Source organism: Methylobacterium sp. BE186 (assembly GCF_031457035.1).
GTDB lineage: Bacteria > Pseudomonadota > Alphaproteobacteria > Rhizobiales > Beijerinckiaceae > Methylobacterium > Methylobacterium segetis.
Genome location: NZ_JAVDVV010000015.1, coordinates 64,778 through 86,504, shown reverse-complemented (window position 1 = coordinate 86,504; position 21,727 = coordinate 64,778). Strand labels below are relative to the sequence as shown.

General features: G+C 69.5%; 17 protein-coding genes and 2 tRNA genes. 8 read left to right on the top strand and 11 right to left on the bottom strand.

Annotated features, from left to right (window positions below; all coding sequences use genetic code 11):
* Positions 1-92 precede the first annotated feature (92 nt).
* The 6 genes from J2X36_RS16275 to J2X36_RS16250 all read right to left on the bottom strand — a co-directional run bounded on the left by J2X36_RS16275 (position 93) and on the right by J2X36_RS16250 (position 6,106).
* The gene (locus tag J2X36_RS16275; RefSeq protein ID WP_310351541.1) at positions 93-1,265 is read right to left on the bottom strand and encodes an MFS transporter; all 1,173 of its coding nucleotides are present in this window, start codon (positions 1,263-1,265) and stop codon (positions 93-95) included.
* Positions 1,266-1,358: 93 nt separating this feature from the next.
* Positions 1,359-2,114 (bottom strand): NUDIX hydrolase, encoded by a 756-nt coding sequence (locus J2X36_RS16270; RefSeq protein WP_405029803.1) that lies wholly within the window; start codon positions 2,112-2,114, stop codon positions 1,359-1,361.
* Positions 2,059-2,541, bottom strand: a complete 483-nt coding sequence (locus J2X36_RS16265; protein ID WP_310351538.1) for a DUF983 domain-containing protein — start codon at positions 2,539-2,541, stop codon at positions 2,059-2,061. Before J2X36_RS16265 ends, J2X36_RS16270 begins: the two co-directional genes overlap by 56 nt.
* Before the next feature lie 134 nt (positions 2,542-2,675).
* Positions 2,676-4,979, bottom strand: a complete 2,304-nt coding sequence (gene rnr, locus J2X36_RS16260) for a ribonuclease R (protein ID WP_310351535.1) — start codon at positions 4,977-4,979, stop codon at positions 2,676-2,678.
* A gap of 136 nt (positions 4,980-5,115) precedes the next feature.
* On the bottom strand, positions 5,116-5,463 hold the full coding sequence (locus J2X36_RS16255; protein WP_310351532.1) for a hypothetical protein: 348 nt from the start codon (positions 5,461-5,463) through the stop codon (positions 5,116-5,118).
* A gap of 64 nt (positions 5,464-5,527) precedes the next feature.
* Positions 5,528-6,106 carry an NADPH-dependent FMN reductase gene (locus J2X36_RS16250; protein WP_310351530.1) on the bottom strand — a complete coding sequence of 193 codons (579 nt, stop codon included), beginning with the start codon at positions 6,104-6,106 and terminating at the stop codon, positions 5,528-5,530.
* Between the two features lie 35 nt (positions 6,107-6,141).
* Between J2X36_RS16250 and J2X36_RS16245 the strand changes: the two genes are divergently transcribed.
* Positions 6,142-6,363: a hypothetical protein gene (locus J2X36_RS16245; RefSeq protein ID WP_310351528.1), complete on the top strand. Its 222-nt coding sequence runs from the start codon at positions 6,142-6,144 to the stop codon at positions 6,361-6,363.
* Between the two features lie 217 nt (positions 6,364-6,580).
* On the opposite strand, the gene J2X36_RS16240 is transcribed toward J2X36_RS16245, so the two are convergent.
* The 3 genes from J2X36_RS16240 to J2X36_RS16230 all read right to left on the bottom strand — a co-directional run bounded on the left by J2X36_RS16240 (position 6,581) and on the right by J2X36_RS16230 (position 9,646).
* Entirely contained in the window at positions 6,581-7,534 is a 954-nt protein-coding gene (locus J2X36_RS16240; RefSeq protein WP_310351526.1) for an alpha/beta hydrolase, read from the bottom strand.
* 241 nt (positions 7,535-7,775) lie between these two features.
* Positions 7,776-9,188, bottom strand: a complete 1,413-nt coding sequence (gene glnA, locus J2X36_RS16235; RefSeq protein ID WP_109890481.1) for a type I glutamate--ammonia ligase — start codon at positions 9,186-9,188, stop codon at positions 7,776-7,778.
* Positions 9,189-9,307: 119 nt separating this feature from the next.
* Positions 9,308-9,646: a P-II family nitrogen regulator gene (locus J2X36_RS16230; RefSeq protein ID WP_109890483.1), complete on the bottom strand. Its 339-nt coding sequence runs from the start codon at positions 9,644-9,646 to the stop codon at positions 9,308-9,310.
* Positions 9,647-9,847: 201 nt separating this feature from the next.
* Here J2X36_RS16230 and J2X36_RS16225 point away from each other — a divergent pair, with 201 nt between their 5' ends.
* The gene (locus J2X36_RS16225; RefSeq protein WP_132250500.1) at positions 9,848-11,362 is read left to right on the top strand and encodes an NAD(P)H-hydrate dehydratase; all 1,515 of its coding nucleotides are present in this window, start codon (positions 9,848-9,850) and stop codon (positions 11,360-11,362) included.
* Here the strand turns inward: J2X36_RS16225 and J2X36_RS16220 are convergent.
* Positions 11,355-12,845: a multicopper oxidase family protein gene (locus J2X36_RS16220; RefSeq protein ID WP_310351522.1), complete on the bottom strand. Its 1,491-nt coding sequence runs from the start codon at positions 12,843-12,845 to the stop codon at positions 11,355-11,357. The two genes, J2X36_RS16225 and J2X36_RS16220, sit on opposite strands and share 8 nt — an antisense overlap.
* A 209-nt stretch (positions 12,846-13,054) precedes the next feature.
* On the opposite strand from J2X36_RS16220, the gene J2X36_RS16215 reads away from it, so the two are divergent.
* From J2X36_RS16215 to J2X36_RS16190, 6 genes are all read left to right on the top strand, one after another.
* Positions 13,055-13,139: transfer RNA gene (locus J2X36_RS16215), tRNA-Leu, on the top strand.
* Between the two features lie 195 nt (positions 13,140-13,334).
* A complete protein-coding gene (tig, locus tag J2X36_RS16210; protein WP_310351520.1) occupies positions 13,335-14,726 on the top strand; it encodes a trigger factor in 1,392 nt (463 codons plus the stop codon).
* A 127-nt stretch (positions 14,727-14,853) separates the two neighbouring features.
* Entirely contained in the window at positions 14,854-15,480 is a 627-nt protein-coding gene (locus J2X36_RS16205) for an ATP-dependent Clp protease proteolytic subunit (RefSeq protein ID WP_109896380.1), read from the top strand.
* Positions 15,481-15,723: 243 nt separating this feature from the next.
* Positions 15,724-16,995, top strand: coding sequence for an ATP-dependent Clp protease ATP-binding subunit ClpX (gene clpX, locus J2X36_RS16200; protein ID WP_132250494.1), 1,272 nt, complete (start codon positions 15,724-15,726; stop codon positions 16,993-16,995).
* Positions 16,996-17,276: 281 nt separating this feature from the next.
* On the top strand, positions 17,277-19,700 hold the full coding sequence (gene lon / locus J2X36_RS16195; RefSeq protein WP_132250492.1) for an endopeptidase La: 2,424 nt from the start codon (positions 17,277-17,279) through the stop codon (positions 19,698-19,700).
* A 141-nt stretch (positions 19,701-19,841) separates the two neighbouring features.
* A tRNA-Val gene (locus tag J2X36_RS16190) sits at positions 19,842-19,917 on the top strand.
* 253 nt (positions 19,918-20,170) lie between these two features.
* Here J2X36_RS16190 and J2X36_RS16185 read toward each other — a convergent pair.
* Complete coding sequence (locus J2X36_RS16185) at positions 20,171-21,037, bottom strand: phosphatase PAP2 family protein (RefSeq protein WP_310351511.1); 867 nt, start codon at positions 21,035-21,037, stop codon at positions 20,171-20,173.
* Between the last annotated feature and the right edge of the window lie 690 nt (positions 21,038-21,727).

The following is a 21,727-nucleotide window of genomic DNA, read 5'->3' as shown; positions in this document are numbered from 1 at the left end:
GATTGCGGCATTCCGCATGAGAGCGAAACGCAAAAGGGCCGGGGAAGCCCGGCCGAATACCGGCGCGTCCATGCCCGATCGGGCGCCGTCCGTCAAGGCGGGGCGGCCGGGCGCAGCCTCCAGAGCACGACCAGGGCGTAGGCGGCGAAGAGGCCGCAGAGGGACCACGCGAAGCCCTGCGGCGGCACGAGATCCATGCTGCCGCCGATGATCGGGGGGCCGAGCATCAGGCCGATATTGTAGAGCACGACGAAGGCCGCGTTGGCCCCCGCGAGCTCCGCGCCGCGGACGTTCGCCCCGAGATGGGCGAGGCCGACCGTGTAGAGCGTGCCGGCGATCCCGCCCCAGACGAAGAGCAAGGCGATCAGCGCCGGGACGGACGCCGAGGCGGCCGGGATGAGCGCGGCCCCGAGCCCGCCGCCGAGGGCGGAGATCAGCAGGACCTTGCGCCGGTCCATCCGGTCGGCGAGCCAGCCGAAGGGGATCTGGAACAGCACGTTGCCGAGCGAGATCACGCTGACGAGGCCGGCCGCGGCCTCGGCCTCAAGGCCGAGGCGCAGGCCGTAGAGGGGCAGGATCGCGAAGCCGCCCGTCTCCACCGCGCCGTAGACGAGGGCGGCGAGCGTCGCGGCGGGGGCGAGGCGCAGGTAGCCGAGGAGGCGCCGGCTCGGCGTCTCGTCGATGCGCGGCGACAGGCGGCGGGCGAGGAGGAGGGGCACGAGGCCGGCGAGGAACAGGGCGGACCCCGCGAGGTAGGGCCGGAACCCCTGCGTGCCGAGAAAGGCGAGCAGCGTCGGGCCGATCGCGAAGCCGAGCGCCAGCACCGTCGCGTAGATGCCCATCACGAGCCCGCGCCGCGCGGGCGGGGCCGCCTCGTTGATCCAGAACTCGGACAGCACGAACAGGATGCCCAGGCTCGCCGAGAACACGAAGCGCAAGGGGAACCACCACGCGATGTCCGGCACGATCCGGAAGGCGACGAGGCTCGCGGCACCGACGATGATCGCGATCATCAGGAGCCGCAGGACGCCGAGAGACCGGGCGAGCCGCGGCACGAAGGGCACTACGACGATGCTCGCGAGCCCCGCGACCGCGGTGTTCACGCCGATCAGCGTGCTCGACGCACCCATCCGCTCCATCTCGATCGAGAGGAGGGGAATCGACAGGCTGAGGCCGATCCCGACCACCGCGATGCAGATGATGGCCGCGCCGATGGCGGTCAGGCGGGTGCGGTCGGCGTCGAGGCTGGGACGTCTGTCGAGCATCGTGTCGTCGGCGCGCCCGGGAGGCGGCGATCCGGAGGGAGGGGCGGATGGGCGGGATGCGGGACCGGAGCGGCCCGGATGGCTCCGGACTCCTCAGAGCAGCGTCCGCACCCGCTTGCCGTGACGCATCGTGTGGAAGGGGATCGCCCGATGGGGCGCGAAATCGAGCTTCAGCTGCTCCTCGAGCTCGTCGAGGATCAGGGTGGTGATGAAGGGCAGGTCGAGCTTGCGCGCATCCGTCAGGCGTACCCAGGCGAGTTCGACGAGCTCCGCCGCCTCGCCGACGATGCCGGGCTCCTCCGCCGCCACGGACGCCCGGTCGACGGCGAAGAAGCGGGTGTCGAAGCGGCGCGGGCGTCCCGGCGGGGTGATGGCGCGGGCGACAAGGTTGAGGGCCTCGAGGTCCGGCATCACGCCGTGGCGGCCGAAGGCTTCCCAGGCTCCCTCGGGCACCCGCTCCGGCGGCCCGTATTCGCGGGTGCCGAGGAGAAGGCCCGTCTCCTCGTAGGTCTCCCGGATCGCGGCGAGCGCCAGCACGCGGCCGAGATGGCGCGGTGGCCGCGTGACGCGCGCCTCGAGCGCCGCCTCGTCGCGGGCGCCGAGCGCGCCGGCGACGGGCATGTGCCGGTCGCCCCCCTCGATGCGGCCTCCGGGAAACACGAACTTGCCCGGCATGAAGACGAGGCCGGGGTTGCGCCGGCCCATCAGAACCTTCGGGGCGCGCCCGCGCCTGTCGAGGACGATCAGCGTGGCCGCGTCGCGCGGGCGCAGCGCGGCCGCCTTGCGGGCGGGCTCAGGCCCGGCCGAGTCCGGCTCGCGCGTCGGGGGCTCGTTCGTCCGCTGGTCCAAAACGCGACTCCTCCGGCCCCTCGCTGCCCGCGCTCGGTAGCTTGGCGAAGCCGTGCATGCCAAGGGCATATTGCAGCCCGACGACCGCGCCCTTGACGGGCTGGAGCAGGGCGAGCGCCATCCCGAGCGTCGCCAGCGGCCAGAAGGTGAACTGGAACCAGAGTGGCACGTCGTAGCCCATCTCCAGCTCCAGGATCAGGTAGCCGACGACGTGGGCGACCAGGAAGATCACGACGTAGGGCGGCAGGTCGTCGGCGCGGTGGTGGTGCAGTTCCAGGCCGCACCGCTCGCATTCGGGCCGCACCTTGAGGAAGCGGCCGAAGATCCGGCCCTCCCCGCAATGCGGGCAGCGGCCGAGAAAGCCGCGGGCCATCGAGCGGATCAGGCCGGTGCGTGAGGCGGATGTCTGCGGAGGCGGGTGATCCATTCTGAAAACCTCAGCCGGCGGAGGGCTGGTGCGGGCCGGCCTCGTGCGGGACCCCTACCACAGGTTCGCTCCCACCACCGAAGGGTGATCGTCGCACCTGCAGCAGGCGGCCCCGAGAAGCGGGGTCCGAAATGTCAGCGCCGCGAGCCACGGTGCCGCGTCCCGCCCGTCTTGATGCCGGCGGGGCGCCCCCGCGGGCCCTGCTTGCGGCCGCGCATCGGGCCCTTGGCGCCGCCGCGGCCCGCGCTGCGCCCCTCCGAGAGCAGCTCGAAGCGCAGCGCGCCGGCCACGGCCGCGGCTTCCACGAGCTTCACCTCGACGCGGTCCCCGAGGCGGTAGGTCTCGCCGCTACGCTCGCCGACGAGGGCGTGGCGGGCCTCCTCGTGACGGTAATAGTCGGCGCCGATGGTCGAGACCGGCACGAAGCCGTCGGCCCCCGTCTCATCGAGCTTCACGAACAGGCCGGCGCGGGTCACGCCCGCGATCTGTCCGGCGAAGGTGGCGCCGACATGCGCGGCGAGATGGTGCGCGATGAGCCGGTCGATCGTCTCGCGCTCGGCCGCCATGGCGCGGCGCTCGGCCGCCGAGATCTGCTCGCCGATCTGGTTGAGTTCCCCGACCGACACGTCCGGCGAGATCCCGTCCTTGCCCAGCCGGCAGGCCGTGATCAGGGCGCGGTGGACGATGAGATCGGCGTAGCGCCGGATCGGCGAGGTGAAATGCGCGTAGCGGCGCAGGTTCAGCCCAAAATGACCCAGATTCTCCGCCGCGTAGACGGCCTGGGCCTGGCTCCTGAGCACCACCTCGTTGATGAAGGTCGCGTGCTCGGTCTCGGCCACCGCGCCGAGGATGCGGTTGAACAGGGCCGGGCGCAGCGCACCCTCCTTCGGAAGCTTGATGCCGACCGAGGCCAGGACCTCGCCGAGCGCGCGCATCTTCTCGAGCGCCGGCTCGTCGTGGACGCGGTAGACGAGGGGCTGGCGCGCGCTCTCCAGCGTCTCGGCCGCGGCGACGTTCGCCTGGATCATGAATTCCTCGATCAGCCGGTGGGCGTCGAGGCGCTCGGGCACGATCACCCGGTCGACTGCGCCCTCCGGCGTCAGCAGCACCTTGCGCTCGGGCAGATCGAGGGCGAGCGGGCCGCGCTTGTCGCGCGCCGTCCTCAGCGCCGCGTAGGCCGCCCAGAGCGGGCGCAGGATCCCGTCGAGGATCGGGCTCGTGCGCTCGTCCGGGTAGCCGTCGATCGCGGCCTGGGCCTGCGCGTAGGCGAGCTTGGCGCGCGAGCGCATCAGGATGCGGTGAAAGCTGTGGCCCCGCTTCGCCCCGTCCGCGTCGATGATGAGGCGCACGGCGAGCGCCGGCCGGTCCTCCCCCTCGCGGAGCGAGCAGAGGTCGTTCGAGATGCGCTCGGGCAGCATCGGCACGACCCGGTCGGGGAAGTAGACCGAGTTGCCGCGCAGGAGCGCCTCGCGGTCGAGGGCGCTGCCGGGCCGGACATAGGCCGCGACGTCCGCGATCGCGACCGTGATGCGGAAGCCGCCCGGATTGCCGGGATCGGGGTCGGCTTCCGCGAACACGGCGTCGTCGTGGTCCTTCGCGTCCGGCGGATCGATGGTGAGGAGGGGCAGGTCCCGCCAATCCTCGCGGCCCTTGAGCGACGCGGGCTCGACCGCGTCGGCCTCGGCCAGGGTCTCGGCCGCGAAGACGTGGGGAATGTTGTGCAGGTGAAGCGCGATGAGGCTCACCGCCTTCTCGGAGCCCAGCGAGCCCAGGCGCTCGCGCACCCGGCCGCGGGGCGGGCCGAAGCGGGTCTCGCGCTCGACGGTGGCGCTGACGAGATCGCCGTCGCGGGCCTCGCCCTCTTCGCCGGGCGGGATCAGGATCTCGCGCCCCTGCGCGCGCTTCTCGACGGGCTCGACGCGGCCGCCCTGCGCGCCGGCGCGGAAGACGCCGACGATCTCGGCCTTGTTCTTGCCGACCACCTTGATGACGCGGCCGGTGTAGCGCCCCGGCACGCCCGGCTCCGGCTCGACGCGGATCAGGGCGCGGTCGCCGATGCCCGGCATCGGGCGGTTCGGCTTCCGGCCGCCGCGGGGCGCCGTCAGCACGATCGTCGGCGGCTTGCCGGCCCCGGATTCCCAGTTGGCGGGCACCGCCAGGAACTCGCCGTCCCGGTCGCGTGAGCGGATGTCGGCGAGCACCACCGGCGGCAGGCGTCCGGCCGGAGCCAAGCCGCCGCGCCCGCGCTCGATCGCGCCCTCCTCCTCGATCGCGCGCAGCAATTTGCGCAGGGCGACCCGGTCCTGCCCCTTCAGGTTGAAGGCCAGCGCGATCTCGCGCTTTCCGACCTTGACCGCCGATGTTTCGATGAAGGCGAGGATCTGCTCGCGGGTGGGAAGCGGGGCGGGCCCCGTCTGAGGATCGGTACGTCTGGCCAAGAAGCGGGCTCGCGGCGGCGCCCCCTGCGGGGGCGGCGTCCTGAGGGGGGAGGGGCGTTTCGCCCGGTCCCCCCAACATGGTGTGACGCGCCGGTCCCGACAACGCCCGGTCGCGCGTCCTCAACAGGCCGCGCCGTCAGCCCGTCGCGGCGGATTTCCGGATGCGCTCCACGCCCTCGTCGATGTCGAAGCCGGGGGCTGCCAGCTCGTCCAGAGACAACGGGCTCTGAACGGGGAGGGTGAACGAGACCCGCCCCTCGCCCGGGCGCAGGTCCGGCGCCTCGGCCTCCTGCACGGCGAGGCTCCAGAGCCCGTCGATCTTCAACGCGGCGAGTCCCGCCGGCTTCGCCCGCAGGCTCGCCAGCGCCTGCGCCGCCTCCTCGCGCCAGAGGAGGCTCGCGCGGTCCTCCGACATGAGGGCCGCCTTCACGAGGTTCGCCAGAAGCGTGCGAACCGTCCGTCCCGTCCCGTCCTGACCCATCATGTGCCCGTCGCTGCCCGTTGTTGCGCTGCCGCCGGGGCAAGGGTGGTGCCAAGCGGCGCGGGGCTCAGTAGGGCGTGCCCGCCTCACGCCGCGCGCGCAGGGCCTCGGCGTACCACGTCAACTCGTCGAGGAACTTGCCGGCATTGCGGGCGAGCCGTTCCTCGGCGGGCCTGCCCTCCTCGTCGAGGGCCTTGTGGATCTGCGGGATCGGCAGCAGCGAGGGGATGCTCGGGGTGCCGAGCTCGGAGAGCATCGCCCGAAGCTGCATCGCGGCGCGCACGCCGCCGAAGCCGCCGGCCGAGTAGCAGCAGATCGCCGAGGGGCGCCAGAAATACTCCTCGAGGAAGTGGTCGAGGGTGTTCGAGAGGGCGGGCGGGATCGAGTGGTTGTACTCGGCCGAGACGATCACGAAGGCGTCGGCCCGCCGCAGGAGCCCCGCCAGATCCTCCAAAACCTTCGGCGCCTCGCCCTTCGGGTATTCCTTGTACATCCGGTCGAGGAGCGGCAGCTTCAGCTCGGCCGGGTCGACGAGGGGCGCCTCGTGCCCCCGCGCCTCCAGCGCCCGGGTGACGAAGCGGGCGGCGCGAATGCCCTGCCGGTCCGAGCGGACCGAGCCGAGGATCACGGGGCAGAGGAGGGACATCGCGGCCTCGCTGGATTCGGGAGCCAAGCGGCATCATGGCGCGCGGTCGGGTGCCGGGCAATGCGGCCCGCCCAGGACAAGCGTTCGAGCACGTGCTGGAACATGATGCGGACACCCGCTCCGCCGCCGAAATCGAGATCGGATTCCGAATTGTGCCAAAGCTGGCCAAGTTCTGCGTCCGAGACGCTGCGTTGTGTTGCTGCTGTCAAGAAAACGCGCAGTCGTTCTCGTTCGTCTTTATCAAGGTGTCTCAATAAAAAATCATGCATTCCCTCTTCTGTATCAGCAAAATATTGATATCTTGGAAAAATACAAAGGAAATTTATTGAATTCCGGAGTAGATTTCACTTTATCAAGGTCCATCGTTGTAATATATGCAGCTTGCGCGCGGTAAACACGCGAAGATTGTGCATCGCGAACGATGTAGACGCCAGCGCCGTATTCTCGCGGATATAAGGAGACGCATCCGAGGGTCTATAAGCGTCTCGACCCGTCCGGTGCGGATCCTCCTTTCAGCCAGCGGCCGACCTGCCACAGAAGCTGTGGCTTGAGATCGTGCCCCCCACGCCGCAGCGCGTGGTCGGCTCCGGGCACGATGAGCACGGACACGTCGTTCCGCCCCTCCGCAGCCATCGCCTCCTGCAGGTGTCGCGCGGATTCGACCGGAACGCTCTCGTCCTCCGCGCCGAACAGCACCAGGATCGGCATCCGCGCCCGCCTGTAGAGGGGAAGCGGATCGACGTCGAGGAACGATGACCAGTAGGCGTGGCTGTGCCCGAACACCGTCCTGCTGATCGACGCGGGATCGGCCGCGACCTCGGCGAAGGCGGCCTCGACGTCGATGGGGAGGGTGCCCCGCCGGGCGAGTAGGCGCAGGCTCTCGCGCAGGGGCATTCCGCCGCTGCCGACCACCACCACCCGATGAACGGTCTTCGCGCCGACCTCCGCCGCGAGCGCTACGGCGATGCCACCGCCCTCGGACACGCCGAAGAGCGTGACCGGCCCCGCCTGTGCTCCCTGCTTCAGCCATGCGAGGGCGGCGCGGTTGCGGGCCAGGATGGCTGGAGCCGTCGAGGCGCGATGAAAGGCATCCGAGCACAGGAGGCCGAGGTCGCTGTCCGCCACGCCGGGCTTCTGGACGGCATAGACCGTGTAGGATGTCTCGATGCCGAAGAAGTAGGGGCCGAGGAAGTGCTTGAGGCTCGTGCAGCCCGAGCCGCCGATGAACAGCATGCGTCCGGTCGTGGCGGAGGGCGCCGCCGATCCGAGGCGCACGCTGAACAGCGTCAGTTCGGTGCCGTCCGGAGCCGCAACCCTGATCTGGTCAGGTGGATGACCGGCGCTGGCGACGCGGTAGGTCATACCGGTCACCGCGGAGCAGGCCGCAGCGAGCGCGGCAACGATCAGCACGCCGAGAGCATCCGCCATCCTGCGACGACGCGATCGTGATGGCCGCACCGCTCCCGCTCCCAATATTGGTGCGAACGCGGCCTCGCCTCATCGGACGGCCGCTCAAACCATCGCAGAATATGGGACGAGACACCGATGATCAATCCGGAATAGAGTAACTATTCCTAGAACGCGCGGCGCCGGGGACTCTCACGAGTCTCCGGCGCCGGGCTTCCTGATCTGCAAGGCGCCGGGCCGCGCATCGCAGCCCGGCCTCGCCTCAGAGCGAGTAGTACTGCACGAACTCGATCGGGTGCGGGGTCATCTCGTAGCGCAGCACCTCGGTCATCTTCAGCTCGATGAAGGAGTCGATCTGATCGTCCGTGAAGACGTTGCCGGCCTTGAGGAAGGCGCGGTCCTTGTCGAGGTTCTGCAGGGCCTCACGCAGCGAGCCGCAGACGGTCGGGATCTTCTTCAACTCGCGCGGGGGCAGGTCGTAGAGGTCCTTGTCCATGGCCGGACCCGGATCGATCTTGTTGATGATGCCGTCGAGGCCGGCCATCAGCAGGGCCGCGAAGGCGAGGTAGGGGTTCGCCATCGGGTCGGGGAAGCGGACCTCGACGCGCTTGGCCTTCGGCGAGGTCGTCCACGGGATGCGGCAGGAGGCGGACCGGTTGCGGGCCGAGTAGGCCAGCAGCACGGGCGCCTCGTAGCCCGGCACGAGGCGCTTGTAGGAGTTCGTGGACGGGTTGGTGAAGGCGTTGAGCGCCTTGGCGTGCTTGATGATGCCGCCGATGTACCAGAGGCATTCCTGGGAGAGATCGGCGTATTTGTCGCCCGCGAAGAGCGGCTTGCCGTTCTTCCAGATCGACTGGTGCACGTGCATGCCCGAGCCGTTGTCGCCGTAGACGGGCTTCGGCATGAAGGTCGCGGTCTTGCCGTAGCTCTGCGCCACGTTGTGGATGCAGTACTTGTAGATCTGCATGTGGTCGGCGAGCAGCGTCAGCGTGTCGAACTTCATGCCGAGCTCGTGCTGGGCGCTCGCCACCTCGTGGTGGTGCTTCTCGACCTTGACGCCCATCGACTGCATGGCGGCCAGCATCTCGCCGCGCATGTCCTGCGCCGAATCCTGCGGCGGCACGGGGAAGTAGCCGCCCTTCATCTGCACGCGGTGGCCGAGATTGCCGCCCTCGTACTCGGTGAAGCCGTTGATCGGCAGTTCCGTCGAGTCGAGCTTGAAGCCGGTCTGGTAGGGGTCGGCGGCGAACTTCACGTCGTCGAACACGAAGAACTCGGCTTCCGGGCCGACATAGATCGTGTCGCCGATGCCGGACGATTTCAGGAACGCCTCGGCGAGCTTGGCCGTGCCGCGCGGGTCGCGGGAATAGGGAGCGCCCGTCGAGGGCTCGAGCACGTCGCAGACGATCGACATGGTCGAGGCCGAGAAGAACGGGTCCATGCAGGCGGTGGCGGGATCGGGCATCAGCAGCATGTCGGACTCGTTGATCGCCTTCCAGCCGGCGATCGAGGAGCCGTCGAACATCGTGCCCTCGGAGAAGATCTCCTCGTCGACGAGGGAGACGTCGAAGGTGACGTGCTGCCACTTGCCGCGCGGGTCGGTGAAGCGGAAATCGACGTACTTGACGTCGTTGTCCTTGATCTCCTTCAGGACTTCGGTCGCTGTCTTTGCCATCCCGGGTGTTCTCCTCATCTGGCGGCACGTAGCCGTGGTTGTTCCGCGGACCGAGTACAGGCCGCGGTTCTTTTGATTCCGTCAGGCTCTTGGGAGTACAGCGGCCGCCCGGTCCGGCGCTAGATGGCGTCGGCGCCCGTCTCGCCGGTGCGGATGCGGATCGCCTCTTCGATGGTGGACACGAAGATCTTGCCGTCGCCGATGCGGCCGGTCTGGGCCGACTTGCGGATCGCCTCGACGGCGCCCTCGACCATAGCGTCGGCGAGCACGATCTCCAGCTTCACCTTGGGCAGGAAGTCGACCACGTATTCCGCCCCGCGGTAGAGTTCGGTGTGGCCCTTCTGACGGCCGAAACCCTTCGCCTCGATCACGGTGATGCCCTGGAGGCCGACCTCCTGGAGAGCCTCCTTCACCTCGTCGAGCTTGAAGGGCTTGATGATCGCTTCGATCTTCTTCATGCCGAACGGGCCTGACCTGTGCTGCACTGAGCCGTTTTCTAACATCCCGGTCCGGGCTCCGCCACGCCGATTTCTCGGGGAAGACGCCGAAACTGCCTCGTCAATGTGCATCATCTGCACATCGTTTAGGCATTTTCCGGTCAGGGAGTCTTAATCGGGGCAGGGCATGTCCGGCCTTCGGGCAGTTCGACGGAGGCGGCGATGGGACGGGGACGGCTGCTCACGGTTGAGGCGATGCGGCGGGTCGATGCCGCGGCGATCGCTGCGGGCACGCCCGGCATCGCGCTGATGCGCGCGGCCGGCGCCGCGGTGGCGGAGCGCGCCCGCTCCCTCCTGCCGGAGGGCGGCTCGGTCCTCGTGCTCTGCGGGCCGGGCAACAACGGCGGCGACGGCTTCGTCGCGGCACGCATCCTCGCGGAGGCGGGACACCCGGTCGAGATCCGCCTGCTCGGGCAGCGCGCCGCGCTCTCGGGCGACGCGGCACTCGCGGCCGCCGAATGGCGGGGAGACCTGACCGAAGGCATCGGCGGGGACGACCTCGCCCGGTTCGGTCTCGTGATCGACGCGCTCTTCGGCGCCGGGCTCTCGCGCGATCTCGACGGCGAGGCCCGCGGCCTCGTGGAACGTGTGAACGCGGCGGGCCGGCCGGTGCTCGCGGTGGACGTGCCAAGCGGCATCGACGGGAATACAGGCGCGGTGCGCGGCGCCGCGATCCGCGCCCGCGAGACCGTCACCTTCGTCGCCCTGAAGCCCGGGCACCTGCTCCTGCCGGGCCGTGCCCATTGCGGGGTGCTCCACGTCGCCGAGATCGGGACGGGCGCGGCGGCCCTGGCCGAGGGGTTCGCGGCCTGCGAGCCGCCTCTCCACGCCAACGGGCCGGACCTCTGGGGCGCGGCCTTCCCGCGCCACGAAGCGGAGAGCCACAAGTACACGCGGGGTCACGCCCTCGTCCTGTCGGGGCCGGCCTATCGCACGGGGGCGGCGCGCCTCGCCGCGCGCGGGGCGCTGCGGGTCGGGGCCGGCCTCGTCACCCTGGCCTCGCCCGCGTCGGCGCTTGCCGAGAACGCGGCCCACCTCACCGCGATCATGCTGCGCGCCTGCGAGAGCGCGGACGATCTCGACGACCTCCTCGTGGACGAGCGCCTCAACGTGGTGCTCGCCGGACCCGGCCTCGGCATGGGCCAGCCCACCCGCGACCTCGTCGCGGTGGCCGCCTCGGCCGGCCGCGCCCTCGTCCTCGATGCCGACGCGCTGACGAGCTTCAAGGGCGAGGCGGCGGCGCTGGCCCGCCACCTCGCCGAGGGCGGCGCGACGGCCGTCCTGACGCCCCATGCCGGCGAGTTCGCACGGCTCTTCGGCGGCACGCACGCGGTGGAGGAGGGGCTCGGCAAGGTGGAGCGCGCCCGACGGGCGGCGGCCCTCTCGGGCGCCGTCGTCGTGCTCAAGGGCGCCGACACGGTGATCGCGGATCCCGACGGGCGCGCCGCCATCAACGACCACGGCACGCCGCATCTCGGCACGGCGGGCTCGGGCGACGTGCTCGCCGGGCTGATCGCCGGCCTCCTGGCGCAGGGCATGCCGCCCTTCGAGGCCGCGTCGGCCGGAGTCTGGATCCACGGGGATGCCGGGTGCCGCCACGGCCCGGGCCTGATCGCGGAGGACCTGCCCGAAGGGATGCCGCGGGTGCTCGGGGCTTTGGAAGCCCGGCTCAGGTGACCTCGAAAGAGGTCCAGAGCCCGGTGTCGAAGCGCTCCAGGACCGTCGAGCTGAGCAGCCAGCGGCCCGGGTTGTCGGCGAGGAAGGCGATGCGGGCGGTGCGGCCCTCGAGGAGCTGGAACGTGTCGAGCCAGTAGGGCTCCCAGCCGTCGTCGAGGGGGTGGAGCAGGCGGAAGGCGTGGCCGTGCAGGTGCAGCGCCTGCGGGAAGGCCGTGTCGTTCTTGATCGCCAGCACCACCACCTGGCCGCGCTTGACCGAGAAGAGCGGCGCGACGCCGGCCATGCCGTTGGCGCCGTTGACGGCCCAGATCCGGGCCGGGTCGCCCTTGAAGACGGGCTCGGCGTCCGGCTTCTCCTTGTCGAGGGTGGCGCCCCCCGTGATCGTGATGTCGCGGCGCACCGCGTTCTGCAGCTTGACCTCGGCGGGCAGGAGCTTGTTGTCGCCGATCGGCGCGATGGGCGGGGGCTTCTCGGTGACCGGCTCGCCCTCCGCGACGAGGTTCGCGAGGACGAGGCCGCCGCCGACGAGGGCCGTGACGCTGCCCTTGGCCCCTGCTTCCCCGGGCATGTCGAGGAGGAGGTCGTAGCGGGTGCCCGGCGGGAAGGGGAGGGTGGCGCGCAGGGGCTCGAACGTGTCGGTCGGCTGCCCGTCCACCGCCGCGACGTAGACCTTCACCCCGTCAAAGCGGATGCGGGTCGCCCGGGCGTTGCAGGCATTGCCGAGGCGCAGGCGCAGGCGCGATCCGGGGCGTTCAGCGATCACCTCCGGGACAGGTCGGCCGTTGATCGCGATCATGTTGCCGAGCCGCCCGTTCGAGGCCGCGAACAGGGTCTGGCCGAAGGGCAGGAGGCTCGCATCGTCCTGCAGGCGCCAGTCCTGCATCAGCAGCGGCAGGTCGCGCTCGACGGCGGGCGGGGCCTTCTCCTCGACGACGAGGAAGCCCGCGATCCCGCGGCCGGACGGCTCGCTCGAGCCGCCGACGACGAGGGGGCGGATCAGGAAGGTGCCGGCATCGGGCGGCGTGAAGACGTAGGTGAAGCTCGCCCCCGGCTGGATCGGCGGCTGCGTCACGCCGCCGACGCCGTCCATCGGGTTCTGGTTGCGCACGCCGTGCCAGTGCAGCGAGAGCGGGCGCTCGGTCCGGTTCTCGACCTTGAGCCGGACCGTCTCGCCGAGCTTCACCCGCAGCGCCGGCGGCACGCCCTTGCCGTCGAGGCACCAGACCTGCGTCTCGGGCGCGGGCTCCGGGCGGAGGCGGACCTTCGCCGCCTCCGCCGGCAGCGGCCGTGCCTCGGGCTGCGGCCGCGCTTCGGGCTGCGGGCCGGCGGGCGCGGAATCGGGCTTCGAGCCCTGCGCCGCCGCGGCCCCGGGCATCAGGCCGAGGAGGGCGGCGCCGCCGAGGAGGGAGCGGCGCGAGGGGCGGCCGGGCGAATCGGCGGCCGAGGCGGGGGCGGCTTCGGGCGCGAAATCGTCTTGCGGCATGGCTCCTCGGGCGGATCGGGGGCGTGTGGGAGGGCGCGGGCGGACGGCCGCTTGTAGCGGCGCCACCCGGCCGAGGCTACTGCCCGTGCCTCGCCGTGCCTCGCCGCGCCTGTGCCCCCGGAGGGGCTGAAGTTTTTTGCTGCGGCCCCGGCCCCGCATGCTATAGAGCCGCCCTCCGGCGGCCGGAAGCGCGCCGGGTGACGGCGCTCGCGGGCGTGGCGGAACTGGTAGACGCGCTGGATTTAGGTTCCAGTGTCGCAAGACGTGGGGGTTCGAGCCCCTCCGCCCGCACCAGTGCCGCCGACGGGAACGGAATGGCTCCCCCATCGGAAGGCCGGCCCGCCCAGCCGCTCTGAGCCGGCCGGCGATCGGGCCTTCGGGCCGGCCCAAGCGCGCTTCCCCGCACCGGCCCACGGGACCGCCGCGAGGCCGGTCCGCGCGGGCCTTCGCAGTTTTTGACGACACGGACTTGAGAGCGGAAACACGACGATGCAGGTGACCGAGACACACTCCGAGGGGCTGAAGCGCGAGTTTCAGGTGCTCCTCGCCGCCCAGGAGCTCGAGGATCGCCTGACGAACGAGCTCTCCGGCCTGAAGGACAAGGTGCAGCTCAAGGGCTTCCGGCCCGGCAAGGTGCCGGTGGCGCACCTGCGCAAGGTCTACGGCCGCTCCGTGATGGCCGACGTGCTGCAGAACGCCGTCAACGAGGCCAACCAGAAGATCGTCGCGGATAACGGCCTGAAGCTCGCGCTCGAGCCCCGCGTCGAGTTCCCCGAGGACAAGGCGGTGGTCGACAAGGCCCTCGACGCCAAGGCCGACCTCGCCTTCAAGGTCGCGGTCGAGGTGCTGCCGAGCTTCGAACTCGCCGACCTCTCGGACGTGAGCCTCAAGAAGCTCGTGGCCAAGCCCTCGGATGCCGAGATCGACGAGGCCCTGCAGCGCATGGCCGGCCAGAACCGGCCCTTCGCCGAGAAGGAGGAGGGCGCCGAGGCCCAGAACGGCGACCGCGTCACCATCGACTTCGTGGGCCGCATCGACGGCACCGAGTTCGAGGGCGGCAAGGGCGAGGGCATCGACCTCGAGCTCGGCTCGGGCAGCTTCATCCCGGGCTTCGAGGACCAGCTCGTCGGCGCCAAGGTCGGCGAGAGCCGCCTCGTCAAGACGACCTTCCCGGAGGCCTACGGCGCCGAGCAGCTCGCCGGCAAGGACGCCGAGTTCGACGTGACGGTGCAGAAGATCCAGGCGCCCGGCGAGGCCAAGGTCGACGACGAGTTCGCCAAGGGCCTCGGCCTCGAATCGCTGGAGAAGCTGCGCGAGGCCGTCTCCAACGCGATCGGCGGCGACTACGAGGCGGCCTCGCGCCGCAAGCTCAAGAAGGAGCTCCTCGACGCGCTGGACGGCAAGTACGCCTTCGACCTGCCCCCGAGCCTCGTCCACCAGGAGTTCGCCTCCGTCTGGGCGCAGGTCGAGCAGGACCTGAAGACCCGCGGCAAAACCTTCGCGGACGAGGACACCACGGAGGAGAAGGCGCAGGCCGAGTACCGCAAGATCGCCGAGCGCCGCGTTCGCCTCGGGCTGGTGCTTGCGCAGGTCGGCGAGAGCGCCGATATCAAGGTCTCCGACGAGGAGGTGAACCAGGCCCTCATCGCCCGGGTCCGGCAGTTCCCGGGCCAGGAGCAGCAGGTCTGGGACTTCTACCGCAAGAACGCGCAGGCGCTCGCCGAGCTCCGGGCGCCGCTGTTCGAGGAGAAGGTGGTTGACCACGTCCTCGCGCAGGTCAAACTGGTCGAGGAGCCCGTCTCGAAAGAGGCGCTGTTCTCCGACGAGGACGGTGAGCCCGAGGCCGACGAGAAGCCGGCCACCGACCAGAAGGCCGAGTGAGCCGCCTCTCCTTCAAGGGACGGCGGCCACCGGTGAGGCGGCGTTAAGCGCCGCCGGTGTTCGCTGAATTTCGCCCGGCCAAGCCTGATTCGCTCGGCCGGGCCCCTTGAAGCCCTGGGGCACGATGATGAGAGATCCGGTCGATTATTATAACAGCGCGCTCGTGCCCATGGTGGTCGAGCAGTCGAGCCGCGGCGAGCGCGCCTTCGACATCTACTCGCGCCTGCTACGCGAGCGGATCATCTTCCTCACCGGCCCGGTCGAGGATTACGGCGCGTCGCTCATCGTCGCGCAGCTCCTGTTCCTCGAGGCCGAGAACCCGAAGAAGGAAATCTCCTTCTACATCAACTCGCCCGGCGGCGTGGTGACCTCGGGCCTGTCGATCTACGACACGATGCAGTTCATCCGCTGCCCGGTGACGACGCTCTGCGTCGGCCAGGCCGCCTCGATGGGCTCGCTGCTGCTGACCGCCGGCGAGCCCGGCCATCGCTTCGCGCTGCCCAACGCCCGCATCATGGTCCACCAGCCCTCCGGCGGCTTCCAGGGCCAGGCCACCGACATCCTGATCCACGCGCGCGAGATCGAGGCCCTCAAGAAGCGCCTCAACGAGATCTACGTGAAGCACACGGGCCGGGATTACGACACGATCCACCAGGCGCTCGAGCGCGACAATTTCATGACCGCGGACGCCGCCAAGGAGTTCGGCCTCATCGACGAGGTCATCCAGAAGCGGCCCGAGCCGGCGGCGGCCTGAGGCGTCCGGCCGGGGTAGCTCCGATGCGCCCCGGCCACACCCCGCCCTCCATGCGTCGAAACGGAGGGGTGGGGCGTTGATAGACCGGCTTGATCGCGGGGCGGCCGCGTGTTTGCATCGCGATTCTGGCCAGTCGGCTCGGCAGAAGCGCGCAGGTGACTGTTTCTTTAGGCGGATGTCCTTACGTTTGAACGATGCGCGTGCGCCCCTGGCTGGCACCGCGCGCATGAATCGGAGACCGATATGAGCAAGACTGGCGGCAACGACTCGAAGAGCACGCTGTACTGCTCGTTTTGCGGCAAGAGCCAGCACGAGGTCCGCAAGCTGATCGCGGGCCCGACGGTGTTCATCTGCGACGAGTGCGTCGAGCTGTGCATGGACATCATCCGCGAGGAGTCGAAATCCTCCCTGGTGAAGTCGCGCGACGGCGTGCCCACCCCGAAGGAGATCCGGCGCGTCCTCGACGACTACGTCATCGGCCAGGACTTCGCCAAGAAGGTCCTCTCGGTGGCGGTGCACAACCACTACAAGCGCCTCGCCCACGCCTCGAAGCACAACGACGTCGAGCTGGCGAAGTCCAACATCATGCTGATCGGCCCGACGGGCTCGGGCAAGACGCTGCTCGCGCAGACGCTCGCCCGCATCCTCGACGTGCCCTTCACGATGGCGGACGCGACGACCCTCACGGAAGCGGGCTACGTCGGCGAGGACGTCGAGAACATCATCCTCAAGCTGCTCCAGGCCTCCGACTACAACGTCGAGCGGGCGCAGCGCGGCATCGTCTACATCGACGAGATCGACAAGATCTCCCGCAAGTCGGACAACCCCTCGATCACCCGCGACGTCTCGGGCGAGGGCGTGCAGCAGGCGCTCCTGAAGATCATGGAGGGCACCGTCGCCTCCGTGCCTCCGCAGGGCGGCCGCAAGCACCCGCAGCAGGAGTTCCTGCAGGTCGACACCACGAACATCCTGTTCATCTGCGGCGGCGCCTTCGCGGGGCTGGAGCGGATCATCTCCCAACGCGGCAAGGGCACCTCGATCGGCTTCGGCGCGAGCGTGCAGGCCCCCGACGACCGCCGCACCGGCGAGATCTTCCGCTCGGTGGAGCCCGAGGATCTCCTGAAATTCGGCCTCATCCCCGAATTCGTCGGCCGCCTGCCGGTGCTGGCGACGCTGGAGGACCTCGACGAGGCCGCCCTGAAGCGGATCCTGCAGGAGCCGAAGAACGCGCTCGTCAAGCAGTACCAGCGCCTGTTCGAGATGGAGAACGTCGACCTCACCTTCCAGGAGGAGGCCCTCTCCCTCGTCGCCCGCAAGGCGATCGAGCGGAAGACCGGCGCCCGCGGCCTGCGCTCCATCCTGGAGACGATCCTCCTCGACACGATGTACGACCTGCCGGGTCTCGACTCGGTGGAGCAGGTCGTGATCGGTCCGGAGGTGGTCGAGGGCAAGTCGCGCCCGCTCTTCATCCACGGTGACCGCAACAAGGACGCGCCCGCCAGCGTGAGTGCGTGAGCGCACGTTTGAAACTGCGCTAAGTCGCTGGTCGGGCATGCGGAATTCGCAGGGCCCGGCCGGCACGAGGGCCCCGGGGCGCCGCTTGAAACAGGCGCTTCCGAGGACCAATTGAGGGACAGCGCAGTGGCCGTACGCTCCCTTCGAGGTGCGGTGCCGCGCCACCAGCCGCAAAGTCCCCAGACATTTCCGACCCTCGCGGCCCGGTCGGCCCCTGGCAGGATGCTTGCTCCTGACGACGGAGGAGCGACTGCCCGGCGTCCATGATGAGGAAGTCAGCCATGACTCAGTCGAAATCGCGTCAGCCGGTCGTTCCGGGCTCGACGGGCGCTTACGCCGTCCTGCCGCTGCGCGACATCGTCGTGTTCCCGCATATGATCGTGCCGCTCTTCGTTGGCCGCGAGAAGTCGATCCGCGCCCTTGAGGAGGCGGTCCGCACCGACCGGCACATCCTGCTCGCCACGCAGATCAACGCGGGCGACGACGACCCGGCCACCGACGCGATCTACACGATCGGCACGCTCGCGAGCGTCCTGCAGCTCCTGAAGCTGCCCGACGGCACCGTGAAGGTGCTGGTCGAGGGCGCCGGCCGCGCCAAGATCCTCGGCTTCGAATCGTCCGAGGAGTTCTACGAGGCGCGCGCCCAGACGCTGACCGACGATCTCGGCGACCGCGTCGAGGCGGAGGCGCTCGCGCGCTCGGTCGTGTCCGAGTTCGAGAACTACGTGAAGCTCAACAAGAAGATCTCGCCCGAGGTCGTCTCCGCCGTCACGCAGATCGACGAGCCCTCGAAGCTCGCCGACACGGTCGGCTCGCACCTCGCCGTCAAGATCGCCGACAAGCAGGCGATCCTGGAGATCCCCACGGTGGCGCAGCGCTTGGAGCGCGTGCTGTCGCTGATGGAGAGCGAGATCTCCGTGCTCCAGGTGGAGAAGCGCATCCGGACCCGCGTGAAGCGGCAGATGGAGAAGACCCAGCGCGAGTACTACCTCAACGAGCAGATGAAGGCGATCCAGAAGGAGCTCGGCGACGAGGACGGCCGCGACGAGCTGGCCGAGCTCGAGGACAAGATCGAGAAGACGAAGCTCTCCAAGGAGGCCCGCGAGAAGGCGACGGCCGAGCTGAAGAAGCTGCGCCAGATGTCGCCGATGTCGGCCGAGGCCACGGTCGTGCGCAACTACCTCGACTGGATGCTCGGCATCCCGTGGGGCAAGCGCTCGAAGATCAAGAAGGACCTGCTCGGCGCCCAGGTGCTCCTCGACGAGGACCATTTCGGCCTCGACAAGGTGAAGGAGCGCATCGTCGAGTATCTCGCCGTGCAGCAGCGCGCCAACAAGCTCACGGGCCCGATCCTGTGCCTCGTCGGCCCTCCGGGCGTCGGCAAGACCTCGCTCGGCAAGTCGATCGCCAAGGCCACGGGGCGCGAGTTCGTGCGCATGTCGCTCGGCGGCGTGCGGGACGAGGCCGAGATCCGCGGTCACCGCAGGACCTATATCGGCTCGATGCCGGGCAAGATCGTGCAGTCCATGCGCAAGGCCAAGACCTCGAACCCGCTCATCCTGCTCGACGAGATCGACAAGATGGGCATGGATTTCCGGGGTGACCCGTCGGCCGCGCTCCTCGAGGTTCTCGACCCCGAGCAGAACGCGACCTTCAACGACCATTACCTCGAGGTCGATTACGACCTGTCGAACGTGATGTTCGTGACGACGGCCAACACGCTGAACATTCCGGCCCCGCTCATGGACCGGATGGAGGTGATCCGCATCGCCGGCTACACCGAAGAGGAGAAGCTGGAGATCGCCCGCCGCCACCTGATCCCGGGCGCCACGAAGAAGCACGGGCTCGACGCGAAGGAATGGTCGGTCTCGGACGAGGGGCTGCTCATGCTCATCCGCCGCTACACGCGGGAGGCGGGCGTGCGCAACCTGGAGCGGGAGATCTCGAACCTGATCCGCAAGGCGGTGAAGGAGATCCTGATCACCAAGGTGAAGGCCGTCGCGGTGACGCCCGACACCCTGCCCGAGTTCCTGGGGCCGCCGAAGTTCCGCTACGGCGAGATCGACCCGGACGATCAGGTCGGCGTCGTCACGGGTCTCGCCTGGACCGAGGTCGGCGGCGAGCTCCTGACGATCGAGGGCGTCATGATGCCCGGCAAGGGCAAGATGACGGTCACGGGCAACCTGCGCGACGTGATGAAGGAGTCGATCTCGGCGGCGGCGAGCTACGTTCGCTCCCGGGCCATCGATTTCGGCATCGAGCCGCCGCTGTTCGAGCGCCGGGACATCCACGTCCACGTGCCGGAGGGGGCGACCCCGAAGGACGGGCCCTCGGCCGGCATCGCGATGGCGACCGCCATCATCTCGACGCTCACCGGCATCCCGGTGCGCCGCGAGGTGGCCATGACGGGCGAGGTGACGCTGCGCGGCCGGGTGCTGCCGATCGGCGGCCTGAAGGAGAAGCTGCTCGCCGCGCTCCGCGGCGGCATCAAGACGGTGCTGATCCCCGAGGAGAACGCCAAGGACATCGCCGAGGTGCCCGACAGCGTGAAGAACGGCCTCGAGATCGTGCCCGTCTCGCGGATGGATCAGGTTCTGGCCCGCGCTCTCGTGCGCCAGCCCGAGCCGATCGAGTGGGACGAGCCGATCCCCGCGGCCAAGCCCGCGCGGTCCGACGACGACGGGGCGAGCCTCGTCGCCCACTGACCGGATCGAACCCGCACACTGAACGGACGGCCCCCGGAAGCCTCGGCTCCCGGGGGCCGTTCCCGTTTCAGAGGACCGCAGGCGGGCCGCGCGCACGAAGTGCTTGCGCGGCCGGGGCAGCTTGCTTAACCCGTGCGGCGCGGGCGGTTAGCTCAGTTGGTAGAGCGTCTCCTTTACACGGAGAGGGTCGGGGGTTCGAGTCCCTCACCGCCCACCATATTTTGCAAGGACTGAGCCGAAAGTGCTGTCGAACTTCGCCCCGGGCGGCTTCCGCCAGCCGAGATGAACGCCGTCGAGGCCCTCGTCCACATCCGCGCGCGGTCCGAGACTGAGCTACGCCGACGGCGAGAAGCCCGTTGACCCGATCTTCGACATGATCCGCGTCCTGGTCGGCAAGGTGCTCGAGTGCCCGAACGCAGCGCGGGCTGCTCGTGGAAGCCGCGGGAGAGCCGTCGCTGCGATCGGCCGGCCTAGCGGCCCGCGAGCCCGCTCCGCATGCCCGGCGCCCCCTCAGCCGCTCCTGCGTTTGCGATCGCGACTGCCACGATGGGTGAACGGACCGCGTAGAGGGCGTTGGTGAGGACGATCGCGATCCAGGCCACGAGGCCGCCGGCAAGGCAATCCAGGATGTAGTGGGCACCATTCGGAATCGCCGTGAGCATGAAAATCACGCCGGCAGGACCCAGCACAGGGCGCGCCCACCAGATGCGCCGGGTCCAGTAGACGATCAGCAGACCGAGGCCGACATGCAGGGACGGGCAGGTGATCAGGCCGCCCATTCGCTCCGGCATCACCCTGATCAGGCCCTCGCGAACCGCGAAGAACTGGTCGAGGGGCGTGGCGCCCGTCGCCATCTTGGCCATTTCCGGGTCGAGGAGTGTGACTGCGCTGGTCGCGGGGACGAGTCCTCCGATGAGGCAGGTGATCATCACGGTGATCAGGAGCGAGGCGAGATAGCGCTCGCCGATCCGCTCTGAGCGGCGCGCCAGGAGGCCCACCACGAAGGTCGCGAGGGTCGCCTCTCCCAACAGACCGTAGACCCAGGTGAGGGCTCCGTAGACGGCCGGGAAGCCCGTATACCAGTGCATGAAGGCCACGTAATCGAAGCCGAGCAAGCGGTCGAAGGCCAGGAAAACGTCATCCTGCAATGGCCACGCGAAAGCATTCATGGCGAATTGCAGCCGACCGCCCATGCGCTGGCAAAGAAAAACGATCACCCAAGCCTCGTAGATGCGGCCCGGCATCAGGAGCAGCGGGTAGCGCCGCGCCACGACGGGTAGCCGATAGGCGAGGCTGAACAGAAGCGGCACGGCATCGACTTCATTCCAGCCGATCATTTCGAAACCGCTCGCCAGACAAGCAGCGTCGCTCACGAGAGCGAAGACGATTAGTACAATGTAGAATTGCAAAAGCATCGTATATTACCCGTAATCTGGGAAAATATACGGCTCAGCATTTAAGGATGTGGGATGTACTGGCCGACGAGCTCGCCGCATTGGGCGCGATTGCTGTTCAATGCGGCCTGCCGACGCGCGAGCGCGCCGAGAGGGCCGCGCGCATCTGCGCGGCGCCGGAGCGGTGCGGATGGACGGGGGGTGGGACAAAGCCGCTGCCGAAGTGGCGGCGGGCTCCCGAAACGACGAAAGCGCCCCCGCCGAAGCCGGGGGCGCCTGAGGGTGTGGACGGGTGTGGAGAAGCTGTGGATCAGCGGTTGGCCGTGATCGCCTTCAGCGCGGCCTCGCGCATCTCGCTGTGCACGCCAGACACCCTTATCGTCGAGCCGAACGTCGGAGAGACCGGCCGATGGGCCGACCCGCCACACGCAAACACGGCTTCGACGATGCCCGGATCGGCGAGGGTCGGGCCGTCGCCCGGATAGGGGGCCGCCAGTCAGGCGCCGGATCGCGTATCGCAGCCAAACCGCTCAGAGGCCGCCCAGCCTTCGTGCGCCGGCCGCCGGGGCGTGACGGTCAGGGGGCTGCCGTCGCAGCCGCGAAGTCGACGAGGCCGGCGTCGGTGAGATTGAC